The sequence below is a fragment of the Maribacter sp. C-4077 genome, assembly GCF_055378385.1.
In genome coordinates this window covers 1,507,483-1,525,919 of the sequence record NZ_AP038807.1, presented here as the reverse complement: position 1 = coordinate 1,525,919, position 18,437 = coordinate 1,507,483, and the positions used below count along the sequence as shown (strand labels likewise).

Here is an 18,437-nt window from a genome sequence, read left to right as displayed (position 1 = left end):
ATTCAAATTCAAACGTCAAGTTCAAGTTCAAAGGAATAGCGATGAATCCCGAGAGGAAATTTGATTTAGAAGAAAGACTTGTAAATTTTGCAGCGGATATCGTTTTCTTCTGCAGAGATATGCCCTCAGATATGACAGGTCATTATTATGGTAACCAACTGTTGAGATCTGGTGGTAGTTCTGCATTGAATTTTGGCGAAGCACAGGGCGCAAACTCAGATAAAGATTATATCAACAAGGTCTCGATTACTCTAAAAGAATTAAAAGAATCCAGGGTAAATTTAAAAATTTTGGACCGGGTGAACTATGGGGACAGCTCAATGCGAAATAAATTGTTGAACGAAGTAGAACAACTTGTAAGAATTATTGCTACTATTATCAAGAACAAAAAACAAGGACAAGATACCCTTTGAACTTGATATTTGAGTTTGAACTTGAGCTTTAGAAAATGCGCTGGACGATAAAACCTAGACCGGAACAAGTTGAGATTGAGCGATTGGCCAATGCCTTGGGTGTGGAAAAAATCGTGGCCCATTTATTGCTTCAGCGGGGTATTTCAACTTTTGAGGAGGCTAAAAAATTCTTTCGGCCACAATTGGAGGAATTGCACAATCCTTTTTTGATGAAGGACATGGATTTGGCGGTAGCCCGGATAGAAAAGGCCATAGCCGAAAATGAAAATATCCTGGTTTATGGCGATTACGATGTAGATGGAACCACGGCCGTAGCCCTAGTATCTTCCTATTTACTTTCGTATTACCCCAATGTGGCCACCTATATTCCCGATAGATACGATGAGGGTTACGGGGTTTCCTATAAGGGCATCGACTTTGCCGAGGACAATGGGTTTAGCCTCATCATCGCCTTGGATTGTGGTATCAAGGCTATTGAGAAGGTTGAATATGCTTCCAAAAAAGGAATCGATTTTATCATTTGCGACCACCACCGTCCGGATTCTGTTTTGCCCGCTGCCGTTGCCGTCTTGGACCCCAAACGGGAGGATTGCAACTATCCCTATGATGAACTCTGCGGTTGTGGTGTGGGGTTTAAGCTGGTTCAGGCTTTAGGTTCTCTACGAGGTGAAACTATAGATGATTTGTTGTACTACCTTGATTTAGTGGCAACTGCCATTGGGGCCGATATTGTTCCGATAACCGGAGAGAACCGAATCTTGGCGTTTTATGGCCTACAGGTTATCAACCAGAATCCAAGGGCCGGGTTCAAGGCCATCATACAACAACTTAAAAAATCGACCCTGACCATTACCGATGTTGTGTTTATCATCGCGCCCCGTATCAATGCCGCCGGTAGAATGGAGCACGGCCAACATGCCGTAAACCTACTCACCGAAACGGATATTTCCAAGGCTATGAGGTTTGCATCGGAAATAGAGAAATATAATTCCGATAGAAAAGGATTGGACCAGGAAATTACCCAAGAAGCCCTTCTGCAGATTCAGAACAACAAGGAGGAAGACCGATTCACATCGGTGGTATTTCAAGAGCATTGGCATAAAGGTGTTATTGGTATCGTGGCCTCCAGATTGACGGAAACCTATTATAGACCAACGCTTGTCTTTACCAAAAGCGGGGATAAATTGGCCGCCTCCGCCCGATCGGTTAAAGGTTTCGATGTGTATAATGCCTTGGAACGTTGTTCGGATTGTATCGAGCAATTCGGTGGCCATAAATATGCCGCCGGACTCACCTTATTGGAGGAACAGTATCAGGCATTCAAGGAGCAGTTTGAAAAGGTGGTCAAGGAAACCATAGATCCTGCCCTCTTATCTCCTGAAATCCTGGTCGACTCCATAATCGAACTTAAGGACATTACCCCAAAATTATTACGGATTATCCGCCAGTTCGCACCTTTTGGACCGGCAAATATGGCTCCTGTCTTTATGGCCCAAAATCTAGTGGATACGGGCTATGCCAGAACTGTAGGGCAGGAAGATGCCCATTTAAAGGTATCCGTTACACAGGAGGATAGCCACAGGATTGACGGCATTGGGTTCAATCTTGGGAATAAACTTGCCAGGGTTACCAGTAGGAAACCCTTTGATGCCGTATTCTCCATCGACGAAAATGAGTGGCAGGGGAACATCAGTCTTCAGCTAAAAATCAGGGATATAAAATAGCGAATGCATGACCAAAAAGATTGACCCGTATGCAGCCTTGCGGTTTAGGGAATTCAATATTTTTTTATTGGTGCGCTTTGCCATGGTCTTTGCTTGGTCCATGCAGTTCATTGTAATCGAATGGCAAGTGTATACCTTGACAAAGGACCCGTTGTCCTTAGGCATCATTGGTTTGATGGAGGTAATCCCGGCCGTGGGGATGGCACTTTTTGCAGGCCATATCGTGGACCAAAAGGAAAAGCGGAACCTTTTGGTGAAATGTATTTTGGGCTTTTCGGTGATTAGTTTCGGTCTATTTTTGTTGAGTTGGCCCGGTTTGGAAGACACTTGGCAAACAAAGACCATTTTGTATGGAATCTACGCCCTTGTTTTTTTGGGCGGTCTGGTGCGTGCCTTTTTGGGTCCCACGATTTTTTCCTTGATTGCGCTTATCGTGCCGAAGAAAATTTATCCGAATGCGGCCACGTGGAGCAGCTCTACCTGGCAATTGGCTTCGGTTTTAGGTCCTGCATTGGCAGGATTTTCCATTAGTTTTATTGGGGTACATTGGTCCATGTGCGTCATTTTTGGATTTTCGGTATTGGCATTGATTACCTTGTTCCAAATACCACGAAAACCGATCATGAACCCCAAAATTGGGGAACCGGTCTTTCAAAGCTTAAAGGAGGGTTTAAAGTTTGTATTCAATACCAAGGCCATTTTAGGCGCCCTCACCTTGGATATGATCGCGGTACTCTTTGGAGGCGCCGTTGCCCTTTTACCTGTTTTTGCCCAGGATATTTTACATGTAGGTTCTGAAGGTTTTGGGATTCTAAGGGCCGCCCCAGCCGTAGGTGCATCCATTACCATGTTGGGGTCTACTCGCTTTCCTTTGCATAAAAACGCGGGAAAAAAACTCCTTTGGGCCGTTTTTGGGTTTGGGGTCTGTATCATCGTTTTTGGGATGTCCACGTATTTTTGGCTATCGGTAATAGCACTATTTGTGAGCGGTGCCGTTGACGGAGTGTCCATGATCATTCGTCAGACCATCCTACAATTAAAGACACCGGACAATATGCGGGGTAGGGTTGCATCGGTAAACTCCATGTTCGTGGGCTCTTCCAACGAATTGGGCGCTTTTGAAAGTGGGGTTACCGCCAAACTTATGGGAACGGTTACGGCCGTTATTTTTGGTGGAAGTATGACTATTCTAACCGTTGGGTTAACAGCGCTGGCATGGCCATCCTTTAGAAGATTGGATCTTTCCAAGGATATCGAGGACCATGAAAAGGAATGATCATGCAACCTATCATCTTTTAAATGTAGCTACAAGACCAGTAGGGTTAAATATCAATTCGTTCTCGTTGATATAAAATGCCCCTTGTAAGGAATCATTGAGATAGAGAATTTCATCCTCACCCAATTTTTTAATTTGATAAGGATATAAGCCTTGCACAGGCCCAAAATAATCTCTTTTGTTCTTTATATGAACTTGGTTGTTTATTGTGTCAAAAGTCCAAATGATAATATCACTTTTGTAATTTGTGAATTGACCAGTAAATCCCCCACCATAGCTGTCCAAATGCCATTTTCCGTTGAGGGAATAAGGTTCATATATGGGTGGGTCCTCATTTTTGTCGCAACCTGTTAATCCAACAATAAAAACCGAAAATACCAGGAGAAAATTCAGTGTTCTGAGCATCGAGCCTTTTTTGGATTAGGATACTAAATTGAGAAAAGGTTGCGTTCTGCCAATGAAATGGAGTAAACTTTAATGTTTTTCTAAGGTAAGATGCTTCCCATCAAAAACGGCATAGGTAAAATAGGTTACCCAATCCCCAATATTGGTATACCTTGATTTTTCGTTGAGGTCGATTTCCAAGGGTAGATGTCGATGTCCGAATATAAAGTGATCGTAGTGCTGATTCTCCAGTTTACGTTTGGCATACTGTACCAACCATTCCTTGTCCTCCCCTAAGAATTTGGCATCATCATCGCCGGAAATCAATTTGTTTTTTACCGAGAAGTACTGGGCTACCTTTACCCCCAAATCTGGATGTAGCCACCTAAAGAACCATTTGGCCACTGGATTGGTAAACACCTTTTTCATTCGTTTGTATCCTTTGTCATGAGGGCCTAGGCCATCACCATGTCCTATAAAAAATGAAACCTTGTTTATCTGGTATTGTTTGGGTGCATGATACACTGGAATATTCAGTTCTTCCTCAAAATAGCCGTTCATCCAAAGGTCATGATTGCCCACAAAATAATAAATGGGAATTCCAGCATCCGATAGTTCTGCAAGTTTCCCTAAAGTTCTGGTAAAACCTTTTGGCACAACCGTTTTATACTCGAACCAAAAATCAAAGAGGTCGCCCAAAAGAAAAATGGCACCGGCATCGGTCTTAATCCCATCCAGCCATTTCACGAATTTTTGCTCCCTTGGAAAGCTCGTTTCGGTATTGGGGGCACCCAAATGATTATCGCTCGCAAAGTATACCTTTTTGCCAATGGGAAGATGTATAGTGGTCATGATGGATAAAGATAGGAAATGTTTGCGCCTTAATTGTCACTAGCGTGCCATTCTGCAAAGGAGGTTTCCGTTTCCTGAAGTTTCAAAGAGAATAGTTCGATGTTTTTGGGAAGTCTGGCCTTAATTTTTTTTGCAAAGTCTATGACCATATTTTCACTGGTAGGCTGGTAATCAGCCAAAATCACGTTATGACCTCTTTCCGTAAGTTCTTTGGCAAGATCCACATGGGGCGTATTTTTGTTGAATACCGTGGCATGGTCAAATTTGTCCACGATTTCCTCTTTGACAATTTTTTTCAAGTCGCCAAAATCAATGACCATTCCCAGTTTCACATGGGAGGTATCCGTAATGGGTTTTCCAATTACTGTAACCGAAAGTTTATAGCTATGCCCATGTACGTTTCGGCATTTGCCGTCGTAGCCATACAGCGCATGGCCGGTCTCAAAATTGAACTGTTTGGTAATCCTAATAGTTCCCATAAGAATTCATTGATTGTACAAAGGTATTCAATTTGTAAAACCGATCTGATTTAGAATTACATTTGTCGGCTTTTTAAAAAAATCGAAATGGCCGGATTGGTAGAACAACTTGACTTTGAGGAGAATCCGCTTTTTGAGCGATTGATCGAGGATATCCTCAGGGACGGTTACAGTATCCTGGATACATTTTTTCCCGAGGAAACCATCAACGGACTACGTGCCGACCTGCTCCACAAATATGAAGAGGACTATTTTAAAAAAGCGGCCATTGGGAACCGTACCAATGAAATCATTAAAGCGGAAATACGGGGCGACTTCATTCTCTGGATGGACGAGGCCAAACTAAATACTATCCAATCGTCATTTTTTAATCGGATCAACGAACTTTCCGATTATCTCAACAAGACCTGTTTTCTGGGTATCTTAAAAAAGGAATTTCATTATGCGGTATATCCAGAAGGCAAGTTTTACAAACGGCATTTGGATACCTTTCAAAATGATGACGGGCGCAGACTTTCCGTCGTGTGTTATTTGAACGAGAACGATTGGTTACCTGAACACGGGGGAGAGTTGTTACTTTACCTAAACGATGAAAATGGAAAGGAATATGCCAAGCGGGTTTTTCCAATGCCCGGTAGGACGGTCATATTTGAAAGCCAAAAAATTGAACACGAGGTAAAACCGGCCAACCGCCAACGATTGAGTATCACGGGCTGGTTGAAGACACGTTCATAAGATCAAGTTCAAGTTTCAAATTCAAATACAAACTCAAATATCAAGTACAAATACAAGTTCAAGCTCAAATATCAAGCACAAGTTCAAACTTGATTATGTCCAGTGTCTGGTTAAAACCGCGGATCTAATCCCTGTTAATTTGGAATTTCCTCTGAATTTTGGAAGTTGAGGAATGGCTAGGGCTAGCGTTTGAACTTACGCCTTGTACGTATTCTGTTCACAAAATACACAACTACGACAAAGAGGGCAAGTATGGGAAAAATGAGATCCCCGTTCAAAAACTGCAGAATTTCCATGGAGTTAAATTGTTACGTACAACAACGGTATAAACTTTGTCATATTGCCTATTGTTTGAATTTTGAAAGCGCATTTCGGGTAAAATCTGAAAGTACCAAGGTACCTGTAATGGCAGCACGCTCAATCAATAATTGGCCCCAATGATCGGTCCCCTTCCACAAGACCTTTTTCCATTCCGTTAGTCCATCTGGATTGTAGGAGGCCAATTTTTGGGTGAAAAAGTCGAGTTCCTTGTCCATCTCTGAAAAGGAATCGAATACCCTGGAAAACAGTCCCTTTTCCTGGGCCCAGTAGGCCGATTTCCACTCGGTTGGTGCCAGTGACAACTCTGATAGTCCGCCCGTTCCTATTTTACGTTCCACGGCCGGTTCAATGACCAAGGGCGCGATTCCAATACTCAATTCCGATAGTTTTATGGCGGCATTTTCATGTGCAAATACATAATCACAGGCGGCGGCCAATCCAACGCCCCCGCCCACGGTTTTTCCCTGTAAGCGGCCTACGATCACTTTTTTACAGGTTCGCATGGCGTTGATGACATGGGCAAACCCACTGAAAAACTCCTTGCCTTCTTCCAAGTTGGATACGGCCATCAATTCGTTAAAGGAGGCCCCGGCACAGAAGGCCTTTTCCCCTTCGGACTTTAAAATGATCACATGTACATCCTTGTTTTCGGATAGTTTGTCAAATTCCTTGGCCAGCCGGTCCAATAGAACCGCCACGAAGGAATTACTGGCGGGATGCCCAAACTCTATGGTCGCCACATTGCCGTTCATACTGGTGTAAAGACTGCCGTTTTCCCTATCGGTTCCCATAACAAAAAGGTTTTCATCAAAATTAATGGTTTTGTAACAGGGGTCGAAACTTTCTTCGGAATTTAAGGACCAAGGCCCCACCCCGTATCAGCATCCACAGCGTAAACGCTACCCAAATGCCCGTAAGTCCCCAACCTAAATACCTCCCTAAGAAAAGCACGGGTATAAATCCTAAAAAGGTTGCGATGAGCAGGGTATTGCGCAGGTATTTCATTTCGCCCAACCCTTTAAACACGCCATCAAGAACAAAGGCGATGGTATTTATCGGTAAGCCTATTATGATAATGTAAAATACACCATAAAAAGCGTTCAACACCAGCTCCTCGTTGGAGAAGAGTCGGCCTATTGGTTTATAAAACAGAAAGGATACCGCCATAAGGACCAAGCTTACATAGATTCCATATTTCACAATTTTCTTTGCCAAAAGCCATAAGTCGGCATAGTTCTTTTCCCCCAAAAGCCTTCCTCCCATAATGTTTCCGGCGGCTCCATATCCGTCGATAAAAAATGCCGAAAAAAGCCAAAGATTGATGGCAATGGTATGTGCGCCTATGAATTTATCGCCCAAGGCGGTCGCCTCTCGTACCGCCAGAATAAGGGCGGTGTTCAATGCCAGGGCCCTTACAAAAAGGTTTAGGCTCATTATCACCAAGCGTCCCAATTCTGGATGTATCGGAAATTTCAGTACGAGACTTATTTCGGTCTTTTTCCATAGGAGCCATAGTGCCATAATGGCCATAACGGATTGTGCGATAAGGCTCGCCCATGCCGCTCCGTCCAAATACATGGGGGCAATAATTCCATCTACCCCATAGACCAAAAGAAAATCCAGTATCACGTTGAGTACCGCTCCCATAATCGCGATGACCATGGGCCAATAGGTATTTTGCAGCCCTCTAAAAATACCCATGACGGCAAATACGAAAAGGGTAAGGGGAAAGCCCCAAACCCGAATGGAGTAGTAACTGATGCAATATTCCAGAATTTTACCGGAGGCGTTCAATAGCTCAAAAATCTCACGGATTACAAATACGGTGGACAACAAAATGAGCACACTCAGGGCTATATTTAAGTAAATGGCCTGTGCGGGCAAGGTCTTTACCTCTTCGAGTTTTCCCGCTCCCAGGTATTGGGAGATGATGGCCGAAATGGCACTTCGGGTCTGACCCAACACCCAAATAAGCATGGATAAAAAGGATCCTACGATTCCGGCCGCCGCAAGTGATTCCAGCCCGTCTATGGGAATATTACCCACAATCGCCGTATCGGTAATGGAAAGTAGGGGTTCTGCAATTCCGGCAACCGTGGCCGGTATGGCCAGGCTATTGATTCTTTTTAAGGTGACAGTGGATTTCAAAATGGCTTTACACTACAAGTTCATAACAATGAAAGGGGTAGGTACTCTGTTCTGGAAAGTAAATATCCTCCAATTTTTTATAACCCCTTGCCTCATAAAATCGCTGATTCCTTTTGTTCCGACTAAAAGTGTCCAACCGGATAGATTTAAAATCGTTTTCCCGGGCATAGTTCTCTGCAAAGTCCATCAGTTGTTGGGCATAACCCTTTCCCTGATGCTCTGGATGTACCGCCAATCTATGAACGTACAGGTTTTTGGAATTGGGCGATAACCAGGCGACCTCCCTATATTCTTCGTCCATGAGCGTAGAGATGACAATACACCCAATAATATGTTCCTCTTTCTTCAGGACATATAATTCCTGCCTTTCTATATCTGAAAGGAATTTTTCCTCGGATGGATATTCTGTCGTCCATTGAAAAATATTCTTGGATTCCATGTGCACTCTACAGGCCCTTGTCATGGATAGAATTTCTGGAATTTCCGATATCTTTGCAGGCTGAATCACCATCCGATGTATTAAAATTGTAAATTTAGAGGATTTAACAACAAAACCACCATGAAGAATATCCTTGTTCCCATTGGCACATCTCCCGATGCCAGCGAAACCTTACAATATGCCGTAGACTTTGCAACCGATTTTGGTGCCCAGGTTTATGTAATGGAAGTCTTTAACGTTACTTCCAAAACAGGAACCTTGGCCAATGTTTCGGAAAAAGTTGCCGAAAGTGGAAAGGAGCGTTTAAAGGGAGTAATCGCACAGATCGATGCAAAACAAATCGATATAAAAATTGCTTCTTATAATGGGGAATTGGTAGATGGACTTGTGGAAATCGATAAGGAACTTGGTATAGATTTGATCATTCTAGCTCCTAGAAGCAATGACATACGGGAGGAAGTCTATTTGGGTCCAACATCTGGTAAAATCGTAAAACAGACAAATATCCCAACCTTGGTCGTACCCAAAGGAACCCAGTACAAGCCATTTCATAATATATTGGTCGCCTTTAGATCTGGTATCCTAAAAAGGAAAAGAATCTTAAACCCCTTGATTACCATTTCTGAAAAGCATCGATCCAAGGTTAATTTATTATTGGTGAAGACCCCGGGATATTCAGATGAAGATTTAAAGATAAATACGGCCTTGATGGACATAAGCTCCCAGTTGACAATCACTGAAAATGCGACTACCTATTTGGGCGTATTGGAGCATTTTCAATCCAAACACCCGGAACTATTGTGTGTCTTTAGAAGAAAGCGGGGCTTCTTTAAAAAGCTTTGGGAGAAGAGTACTATTTTAAAATCTGAGTTCTCAGTCCCCATCCCTGTATTGATATTGAGTACAAAGAAAGATTAGGATGGATTTTGATACGTTCTGAAAAAGTATTTCCTTTGCCACGCAAAATGGGGGATTAGCTCAGTTGGCTAGAGCGCTTGCCTGGCAGGCAAGAGGCCACCGGTTCGAATCCGGTATTCTCCACCAGAGCCACACGAAAGTGTGGCTTTTTTGTTTTTAGGAGTCTGATTATTGGTTCAGGTCTATTTCAAAGGTGTCATCAATTCTTCCCACATCAATAGATAGGCCTGTATCATTCCTCTTGGCAAGATATGTGAACTTGGCTCCCCATTTTATTTCATTGGCCTTGTAGGATGATCGAGAATAGACGGATTGTGAAAATGAATCGTCAAATGCTTTTATGACAACAATGAACTCGGCTTCCTTTTCAATAAGATTTTGTTGATTGAATCCATAAATTGGACTTTCACTGGAAACAGGGTGCACAATGGTCCACATGGTGGGAAAGAAGACTACCTTGGAACGCTCCAGTTCCAAGGAGTAGAAATCGCGTAAATCTGAATTCGCTCTTTTTAAGGAAAGGTTTACGTTCACTTCTACCTCCAATAATTGGTTCTTTTTGGGATTCACTACCCGGAACATAAAGCCATTTATCTCTTTATATGGAGCAATTACGGCAATGGAACTGTATTTAATGCTGGCTACGGGTTTTGAAAACCTTCCATACATAAGTCCGGTGGCCAAGGCAAACAGCAACAGGCCCAAAAGCGATTCTGAAGCGGCGACAATGTTAGCGGCTAGGTTTAAAGGTGCTATTTGGCCATATCCCAAGGTGGTAATGGTCTGGGCACTAAAAAAGAAAGCTTCAATGAATTGATCCAATTTGGTCGTGCCATATATTCCGGTCAAGTGCTCCGTTCCAATTAATAAATAAAGGGATGCAAAAACCAGATTAATCGTAAAATATCCTAGGGCAAGAACCAATAAAAATTGAAGCCATGACATGGAAACCAGGGAATGAAAAATATTCATTCCCTCAAAAAAGGAAACATTTTCTTTATGAACGTTAAACGTACCATCCTTATTAAGGGCTCTGTAACCACTTGAAGGAACTTTGGTATCCAGACCAAGATCGTTGTATTTTTCCTTATTATATAGTTTCAAACTTCCTTGATTTTTCCTTCTTGGTATTTTTTTAGCGCTTCTTATTTTTTACCTATAAGAATATTGCTCAATTCTTCCAAGGTTATCCCTTTTGTTTCGGGCATCATGAATTTTACGAATAAAAGCTGTAAAACCATCATAAAAGCAAAGAAAGCAAATACCATTCCCGCTCCGATACTGGAAAAAAGAAACGGCACTGCGGCGGGGATAGCCGCTGCCATGACCCAATGAACTGATGAGCCAAAAGATTGACCACTCCCCCGTAGGTGATTGGGGAATATCTCAGAAATAAATACCCAAATAATGGTTCCTTGACCAATGGCATGCGCTGCAATAAAAATGAACAGGAAGATAGGAACCGCCATTCCATCCCACCCTAGGAAGAAAGCACAGGCTACTAACGAGAGGGATATTATATAACCAATAGAACCTATATACATTAATTGCCTTCTTCCCAAACGGTCGATCAAGTTGATGCCTATCAACGTGAAAATCATATTGGTCACCCCAATGCCCACACTACTCAAAAGTGCCGTGCTCTCCCCAAGTCCGGCCTCTTCAAAAATCCTGGGTGCGTAATATAGGAACGCGTTGATTCCCGAAGTCTGATTAAAAAAAGCGATTAGGAAAGCTAGGATCAAGGGGAACCGATACTTTTTCATGAATATGTGTTCATGACTTTCTGGCATTGCATTATTTTTTTGAATTTCTTGGATCATTTCGTCCACGTTTCTATTTGGATTGATTAACTGAAGTATTTTGCCCGCCTCTTCGGGTTTTCCGTTGATCAATAACCACCGTGGGCTTTTGGGCACAGATAAGATAAATAATGTATATATGATGGCTGGAAATGCCTCTACGCCCACCATCCATCGCCAATCATTATCTCCAATTCCACTTAAAAGGAAGTTCGACAAAAACGCGATCAGAATTCCAAATACTAGACTGAACTGATAAAAGCCTACAAGTTTTCCCCTTTTATCCGCAGGAGAGATTTCCGAAATATAGGCGGGAGCGGCAATCGTGGATATACCCACACCCACGCCACCAATGAACCTAAAGAAGGCAAAGGTTATCGGGTCATTGGCCAAGGCCGATCCAATGGCAGAAATACTGTATAATAATCCAATGGCAATAAGGGTATTTTTTCTACCCCATTTATCCGTAGGAATACCTGCGAAGATGGCACCCAATACAGTACCCCAAAGAGCACTGGAAATTACTACCCATCCATGAAATGAATCGGAACTATCCCAAAGTGCCTGTAATTTTTTATCGGCCCCTGAAATAACTACGGTATCAAACCCGAATAAAAAGCCCGCTAACGCAGCGGTAATTGACCAACGTACAATTTTGTTCATCTATTAATTTTTTGAAACCGTTAAATATAATAAATCGAAATCGTTAAATGTTTACCTATATCCGCTACTTTAACCCAAATTGATTGATAGCTTTGTAATAATTTTTTATTATGAATTTGAAGGACAAAGTAGCGTATATTACGGGAGGTACAAAGGGAATAGGTTTGGGGGTTGCCCAAACGTTGTTGGATGTCGGTATGCGGGTAGCCATTAGTGGCAGATCGGAGGCCAGTGTGGACCAGGGCCTAAAGAGCTTAAAGAGCGATAAGGTTTTGGGTATTGTTTCTGATGTATGCAAAATAGCCGATGAGCAAAAAGCCGTTAACGGCATCCTTGAAAAATGGGGACAGCTAGATATTGTACTTGCAAATGCCGGTGTGGGAAATTTTGCCGCAATCGATGAAATGACAGATGAACAATGGCACCAAATGATCGACACTAATTTGAATGGGGTCTTTCATACATTAAAAGCTTCCGTTGACGCATTGAAAAGGTCAAAGGGATACTACATGACCTTGGCCAGTTTGGCGGGAACCAATTTTTTTGCCAATGGTGCTGGGTACAATGCTTCCAAATTTGGTGTAGTCGGGTTTACCCAGGCTGCCATGCTGGATTTACGAAAGTACGATATAAAAGTAACTACTATTATGCCGGGCTCCGTGGCAACTCATTTTAATAATAATGTTCCCGATGATTCCGATGCCTGGAAAATTCAACCGGAGGATATAGGCCAATTGGTTCTGGACCTTTTGAAAATGCATCCAAGAACATTGCCTAGCAAAATAGAGGTAAGACCTACACGGCCCGATAAAAAGTAAATTACACTACTTTTTCCAAAAACGGGATATCAGGGTTCAGGATTTCTTCTATCAATTGAAACAACAATTTTTCAAATTCAAGGATGACCTCTTTGCCTATATTAGGATTCTTTTTTGAATCTCGGGTAGATGATTTTTTGTAAAAGAGCATCAGGCCGTCCTTTAGATTTTTGATGCTGTATATGCCCGCATGTATATTCTCCAGGGGGTTTTCGGCCAGAAACATATACGAATAACAGAGTAGTTGAAATGCCTTGGCGCAGTCATAGGATTCGGTGAGATTTTGCCAATCGATTATCTCAATATGGCGCTTTTCTACCTTTCCTGTTTTGTAGTCTATAATACGGGTCACGCCGTCGCATAAATCTATTCTGTCAAGTTTTCCCTTGAGTACTACTTTCTGGTTGGAGTTGGGAAGGATAATTTCCAGATATAGTTTTCGTTCCAACCCTATAATTTTAATCCTGTGCGATGCAAGCGCTTCAATTTCATGGTCCAAGAAATTCTCTATATACCGGACCACTACATTATAGGCAATTAGATTTTTTCCACTGTCATAGGCGCCATCCATATAGGATTTCTGAAAGTTTTTATGCACGATGGATTCTATGGAATCCTTTGACTTGATAAGTTGTTCGCGGTCTATTTCTTTGTCTAGGAAAGGTGTATAGAGTTCTTCAAGCGTGTCGTGGATGATGGTACCCATGGTGTTCGCAGCTATATTCTCTTCTACCTCTTCATTATCCTGAATGCCTAATAGATTCTGTTTATAAAAATCTATTGGATTTCTAATATAATTACTTAATGAACTGGGAGAAAATCCCTTTTGGGCATAACTTTGCAATAAATCCATAAGGCTAGGTGTCTTATGGACCATTTTTGGTGGTACGGTAAATTCCCCAATATTGGGAGATGCTATTTTTTCTATTACATCCCGTCTATTTCCATCCGTTAGTATTTGCGTTATCAACCTACTTTTTTCACCTCCTTCCAGTACATCGGGTTCCGTGTTGTATAACAAATAAACGTTTTTAGCCCGTTGCAATAACCGATAAAAGTGATAGGTGTATACCGCATCCTTTTCCTTATAGGTTGGCAGACCGAATTCAATTTTCAGATCAAAGGGAATGAATGAATTATTGGATTTGCCCGAAGGAAGAATGCCTTCATTTACGGAGGTCAGGATTACCGTTTCAAAATCCAAATTTCTACTCTCCAGCATCCCCATAATTTGAAGGCCATCTAAAGGGTCACCCTGAAAATCCAAGGTTTCTGAGGCAAGTAATTGCCTGAATAGACTTTTTATACTTTTTAATGAATTCAGGTAGGCATACTCCTGTATCAGTTCCATTATTTGATTGAACAGCGTATGTAATTTGTACAATTGTTCCAATCCCAAATAGTCGATCTTGTTGTCAAAAACCCACTTGAAATCGTGAATGAGTAAGTTGCATTGATGAACAAATTGAGTGGGGGATTCATACTGGAAAAATAGTTTTGAGAGTTTTTGTTCATCTACTTTCGGGAATTTCGCGAAATCATTTTCAGTAATGTATATCCAATTTTTTTTATGGATATGAGTGGTCAATTCCCCTATTTTAATATTGTACTTTTCTAAAACTATTGCGGTAAAGGGGTTGTTTAGGAATGAAGTGAAATCCTTGTAGAACCAACCTTTTTTTGATCTTAAGAGGTGAAAATCTATAAGGTTCAGGAAAAAGGAGGCTAACCCAGATAACTCCAATTTTTGTCCCATTGTAATATTCACGGCACTGATGGATTCCGGTATACTATTCAGTAGTGGATTTAAGAGGGATTCATCACCCAGAACAACTGCAGACTTCTTTAATTGATCTGGATTTTCACTTGCTATTTGATTTACTAATTGCCCTACAAGTTTTGTCTGTGCTATGTTCTTAGGCGTTCCCACTACAGATATTTTTTTATTTTTCAGATAGTGATTGCTAATGCCCCTGAGGTGGTTTGCACTTAAATATTTCCAGTCCGTTACATGTTTTCTTATGAAATGTCCGGCGTCATGCAATTTGTCCTTAAGAAAGTACTCGTCAAGGTCCCAGAAGATTTTGGAATTAGGGTCATTTAGAATTTCCTGAATGATGCTACTTTCGGCCGTGTTTAAGGCATTAAAGCCAAGAAAAATGTGTGGTCTTTTTTCATTTAGGGCATATTGGGAAGTCATCTCCGAAGCTTTTCGGTATACAAGCCCTTGATGCCCTATTTGTTTGGCCAGTAAGTTCGAATTATATGCTTTGTAAATGCCATGAAGCTGATTCCAAAAATGCAGGTAACTTTTCATTAAGGAAGTCTGCTCTTTATCAAGGGACCAGTGATTCACCTCTTGTATTGCCGCCAATCCAGAAAAGAGAGACGAAGTATCAATAAGATACCTATCGATTTCATTAATATCTTGTAATAACGTTTGTGCCCAATTTAAATAGGACTCGAAGCTTTCCTTTTCATACGATCCAACTTCTAAGTAGGCCTTATATAATTCGAAAAGTTGTTCTGTCTGAGAAGCATAGGACAGACTAGCTATTTTTTCAATGAATCCTTCTATACTGAATATGTCTGGCGAAATTATGGTTTTACCTACCTTCCTAGATATTATTTTTTTTAGAAAGGTACCCGCTCTTTTGCTTGGAAGTATATAGATGCATTTTTCTATAGCAACCTGATCATTGCATAGTTCTTCAATTACTTCTTCCAAAAAGCTTACCATAGATGTAAAAATAAAAAAGCTCCGCATTATGCGGAGCTTTTCATGTATTAAAACACTTAATGTTTATATGGGATAACTTATTTTACTAAGTTAATTTCAACCCTTCTGTTTTGGGCTCTACCAGCAGCAGTATTATTAGTAGCGATTGGCTTGTCCTCACCATATCCAACAGCCGATAATCTGAACTCTTCAATTCCTTTGTCAACCAAGAATTCTTTTACGGAAAGAGCTCTGGATTCAGAAAGACTTTGGTTCAATTTAGCACTACCAACACTGTCAGTGTGACCTTCAACTGTAAATTTAGCAGTTGGGTATTCGTTCAAAATTTGTATGATATCAACCATTACAGAAGTAGACTCAGCTTTGATGGAAGACTTACCAGTATCGAACAAAATAGTTCTAGCGTAGTCGTTCAATTGTTTTTGTACTTCTTCAGTAACTTCTGGACATCCAGCGTTTGCTACAGTACCTGCCACTTCTGGACACTGATCGTCTTTGTCAAGAACACTATCACCGTCTGTATCTGGCCATGGACATCCATTGTTCTCAGATGGACCAGCTTCGTTAGGACACTCGTCATCTTTATCGGCTACACCATCTCCGTCAGCATCAGGACAACCAGCCAAAGATGCTAAACCGGCTTCGTTAGGACAAGCATCATCTTTATCGGCTACACCATCTCCGTCAGCATCAGGACATCCATTCATTTCTTTAGAACCAGCTTCGTTAGGGCAGCTATCTTTGCTATCCTCGATTCCGTCACCGTCAGAATCTGGACAACCGTTGAAAGCTTCTAAACCAGCAACTTCTGGACAGGCATCATCCTTGTCGTACACACCATCGCCATCGGTATCAGTTCCACCAAATTTAACGGAGATACCAGCTAGGTGTTGAAAATGTTTAACGCCATAATCCTCGAAGGCATGCTTGTAAGTAGACTGCAAGGTAAGGCCTAGGTTTTCAGTAAACCAGAAATTAAGTCCCAAACCACCATTCACAGTACCGGCACCAATCTCATCAACCCAAGTGTAACCACCACCAACTTCAATAAAAGGTTGGATAACAGTTTCTTTGGTAAAATTATATTTTATTGTACCATCTATAGCATAGTGAGAAAGATCATCAACGCTTACATCACCTAATTTGCTGATTTTGTTTAAGGAACCTCTAGCTCCAATAGAAAAACCATCACCAATACTTTTAGACACCCCTATGTAAGAAATAGAAGGAAGAATGTTCCAATGGTCGTTTACATTAAAGAATTCATTACCAAAAGAGCTAACGTCACCAGTTGGATATACATCGATGGCGTTTGCCCCGAATTGCACTTGCCAAGGATTATTCTCGTCTTGCGCTTGTATGTTGTTAAAACCTACAACAAGTAGGACAACAACTAATAATTTGCTAAGATGTTTCATGTTCAAATTTTTAAGTTTAAGTGTTTATTAGCTGCAAATGTAAGTTGTTAAATATTATTAACAAAATCAATTTCTTGTTTTTTTAACTCATTTAATAGTATAAAATGCGCATTTAAACGACATTCAGCGCCTTGCCTACCTTGATAAAGGCATTGATTGCCTTATCCAGATGTTCCTTTTCATGAGCTGCGGATAATTGCACCCTTATTCGTGCCTTTCCTTTAGGGACCACTGGATAAAAGAAACCAATAACGTAAATACCTTCTTCCAGAAGTTTTTCGGCCATTTGCTGTGAAAGCTTGGCATCATATAACATGACAGGAACAATGGCGGAATCCCCGTCAATAATGTCAAAGCCCGCTTTTTTCATTCCGCTCTTGAAATAATCGGTATTGGATTGGAGTTTATCCCTCAAGGAAGTATCCTTGGCCAACATGTCGAAGACTTTAATGGAAGCGCCTACAATGGCCGGTGCCAAGGAATTTGAAAAAAGATAAGGCCTTGAACGCTGTCTTAAAATCTCTATGATCTCTTTTTTCCCGGTGGTGTATCCGCCCATGGCTCCACCCAAAGCCTTGCCCAAGGTTCCGGTGATAATATCGATTCTACCCATTACATTTTTTTCTTCCAAGGTTCCAATACCCTTGGGACCGATGAAACCTGCGGCGTGGCATTCGTCTATCATGACCATGGCATCATAGGCATCGGCCAGATCGCAAATTTTATACAATGGTGCTACTAGGCCGTCCATGGAAAAAACACCATCGGTAACAATGATTTTAAATCGGGCGCCATTTTCATTGGCCTTTTTGAGCTGTTCTTCAAGATCTTCCATATCGCTATTGGCATACCTGTACCGCTGTGCTTTGCACAATCGCACCCCATCAATAATGGAGGCATGGTTAAGGGAATCCGATATTATGGCATCTTCGGGTCCTAGGAGCGGTTCAAATACCCCGCCATTGGCGTCGAAAGCCGCGGCATATAAAATTGTATCTTCTGTACCATAGAATTCAGCGATTTTACGCTCCAATTCCTTATGAATGTCCTGGGTTCCGCAAATGAATCTCACGGATGACATTCCAAAACCATGTGTGTCCAACGTATCCTTGGCCGCCTTTATGATGTCTGGATGCGAGGACAGCCCCAAATAATTATTGGCGCAAAAATTTATTACCTCTTCCCCGGTCGAAATTTTGATAACCGCGTCCTGTGGGGAAACGATGATCCGTTCCTTTTTGAAAAGGCCATCTTCCCTTATCTGGTTTAATTCTGCCTGTAAATGTTCTCTTATTTTTCCGTACATA

General features: G+C 41.6%; 17 protein-coding genes and 1 tRNA gene. 7 read left to right on the top strand and 11 right to left on the bottom strand.

All coding sequences use genetic code 11. The features are described 5' to 3' along the window. The first annotated feature begins 41 nt into the window (after nt 1-41). Genes ACZ41C_RS06645 through ACZ41C_RS06635 form a run of 3 tightly spaced genes read left to right on the top strand, consistent with a single transcriptional unit; the run spans nt 42 to nt 3,413 of the window. Nucleotides 42-413, top strand: coding sequence for a four helix bundle protein (locus ACZ41C_RS06645; protein ID WP_138256763.1), 372 nt, complete (start codon nt 42-44; stop codon nt 411-413). Between the two features lie 35 nt (nt 414-448). Beyond that, entirely contained in the window at nt 449-2,137 is a 1,689-nt protein-coding gene (gene recJ, locus ACZ41C_RS06640; RefSeq protein ID WP_464565009.1) for a single-stranded-DNA-specific exonuclease RecJ, read from the top strand. 7 nt (nt 2,138-2,144) lie between these two features. Further along, nucleotides 2,145-3,413, top strand: coding sequence for an MFS transporter (locus ACZ41C_RS06635; RefSeq protein ID WP_464565008.1), 1,269 nt, complete (start codon nt 2,145-2,147; stop codon nt 3,411-3,413). A 12-nt stretch (nt 3,414-3,425) separates the two neighbouring features. Here the strand turns inward: ACZ41C_RS06635 and ACZ41C_RS06630 are convergent, their stop codons facing one another. The 3 genes from ACZ41C_RS06630 to ACZ41C_RS06620 all read right to left on the bottom strand — a co-directional run bounded on the left by ACZ41C_RS06630 (nt 3,426) and on the right by ACZ41C_RS06620 (nt 5,128). Then, nucleotides 3,426-3,818, bottom strand: coding sequence for a hypothetical protein (locus ACZ41C_RS06630; protein WP_464565007.1), 393 nt, complete (start codon nt 3,816-3,818; stop codon nt 3,426-3,428). A 69-nt stretch (nt 3,819-3,887) separates the two neighbouring features. Continuing rightward, a complete protein-coding gene (locus ACZ41C_RS06625; RefSeq protein WP_464565718.1) occupies nt 3,888-4,640 on the bottom strand; it encodes a UDP-2,3-diacylglucosamine diphosphatase in 753 nt (250 codons plus the stop codon). A gap of 38 nt (nt 4,641-4,678) precedes the next feature. Then, on the bottom strand, nt 4,679-5,128 hold the full coding sequence (locus tag ACZ41C_RS06620; protein ID WP_464565006.1) for a 6-pyruvoyl trahydropterin synthase family protein: 450 nt from the start codon (nt 5,126-5,128) through the stop codon (nt 4,679-4,681). 87 nt (nt 5,129-5,215) lie between these two features. On the opposite strand from ACZ41C_RS06620, the gene ACZ41C_RS06615 reads away from it, so the two are divergent. Continuing rightward, nucleotides 5,216-5,863, top strand: coding sequence for a 2OG-Fe(II) oxygenase (locus ACZ41C_RS06615; RefSeq protein ID WP_464565005.1), 648 nt, complete (start codon nt 5,216-5,218; stop codon nt 5,861-5,863). Nucleotides 5,864-6,207: 344 nt separating this feature from the next. On the opposite strand, the gene ACZ41C_RS06610 is transcribed toward ACZ41C_RS06615, so the two are convergent. Genes ACZ41C_RS06610 through ACZ41C_RS06600 form a run of 3 tightly spaced genes read right to left on the bottom strand, consistent with a single transcriptional unit; the run spans nt 6,208 to nt 8,840 of the window. Further along, the gene (locus ACZ41C_RS06610) at nt 6,208-6,975 is read right to left on the bottom strand and encodes an enoyl-CoA hydratase/isomerase family protein (RefSeq protein ID WP_464565004.1); all 768 of its coding nucleotides are present in this window, start codon (nt 6,973-6,975) and stop codon (nt 6,208-6,210) included. A 22-nt stretch (nt 6,976-6,997) separates the two neighbouring features. Beyond that, on the bottom strand, nt 6,998-8,332 hold the full coding sequence (locus ACZ41C_RS06605; RefSeq protein WP_464565003.1) for an MATE family efflux transporter: 1,335 nt from the start codon (nt 8,330-8,332) through the stop codon (nt 6,998-7,000). Nucleotides 8,333-8,339: 7 nt separating this feature from the next. After that, complete coding sequence (locus tag ACZ41C_RS06600; RefSeq protein WP_138257326.1) at nt 8,340-8,840, bottom strand: GNAT family N-acetyltransferase; 501 nt, start codon at nt 8,838-8,840, stop codon at nt 8,340-8,342. A gap of 51 nt (nt 8,841-8,891) precedes the next feature. Between ACZ41C_RS06600 and ACZ41C_RS06595 the strand changes: the two genes are divergently transcribed. Together ACZ41C_RS06595 and ACZ41C_RS06590 are read left to right on the top strand one after the other, a co-directional pair. After that, entirely contained in the window at nt 8,892-9,689 is a 798-nt protein-coding gene (locus ACZ41C_RS06595; protein ID WP_138256771.1) for a universal stress protein, read from the top strand. 49 nt (nt 9,690-9,738) lie between these two features. Further along, a tRNA-Ala gene (locus ACZ41C_RS06590) sits at nt 9,739-9,815 on the top strand. Between the two features lie 42 nt (nt 9,816-9,857). Here ACZ41C_RS06590 and ACZ41C_RS06585 read toward each other — a convergent pair. Continuing rightward, entirely contained in the window at nt 9,858-10,793 is a 936-nt protein-coding gene (locus tag ACZ41C_RS06585; RefSeq protein WP_464565002.1) for an ion channel, read from the bottom strand. 41 nt (nt 10,794-10,834) lie between these two features. Beyond that, entirely contained in the window at nt 10,835-12,154 is a 1,320-nt protein-coding gene (locus ACZ41C_RS06580) for a sugar porter family MFS transporter (RefSeq protein WP_464565001.1), read from the bottom strand. Nucleotides 12,155-12,264: 110 nt separating this feature from the next. On the opposite strand from ACZ41C_RS06580, the gene ACZ41C_RS06575 reads away from it, so the two are divergent. Continuing rightward, a complete protein-coding gene (locus ACZ41C_RS06575; RefSeq protein ID WP_138256774.1) occupies nt 12,265-12,972 on the top strand; it encodes an SDR family oxidoreductase in 708 nt (235 codons plus the stop codon). Nucleotide 12,973: 1 nt separating this feature from the next. Here the strand turns inward: ACZ41C_RS06575 and ACZ41C_RS06570 are convergent, their stop codons facing one another. From ACZ41C_RS06570 to kbl, 3 genes are all read right to left on the bottom strand, one after another. Continuing rightward, a complete protein-coding gene (locus ACZ41C_RS06570) occupies nt 12,974-15,739 on the bottom strand; it encodes a PD-(D/E)XK nuclease family protein (protein WP_464565000.1) in 2,766 nt (921 codons plus the stop codon). 50 nt (nt 15,740-15,789) lie between these two features. Then, nucleotides 15,790-17,130, bottom strand: coding sequence for an OmpA family protein (locus ACZ41C_RS06565; RefSeq protein WP_138256775.1), 1,341 nt, complete (start codon nt 17,128-17,130; stop codon nt 15,790-15,792). Between the two features lie 112 nt (nt 17,131-17,242). After that, nucleotides 17,243-18,436, bottom strand: a complete 1,194-nt coding sequence (kbl, locus tag ACZ41C_RS06560) for a glycine C-acetyltransferase (protein WP_464564999.1) — start codon at nt 18,434-18,436, stop codon at nt 17,243-17,245. Nucleotide 18,437: the final 1 nt, after the last annotated feature.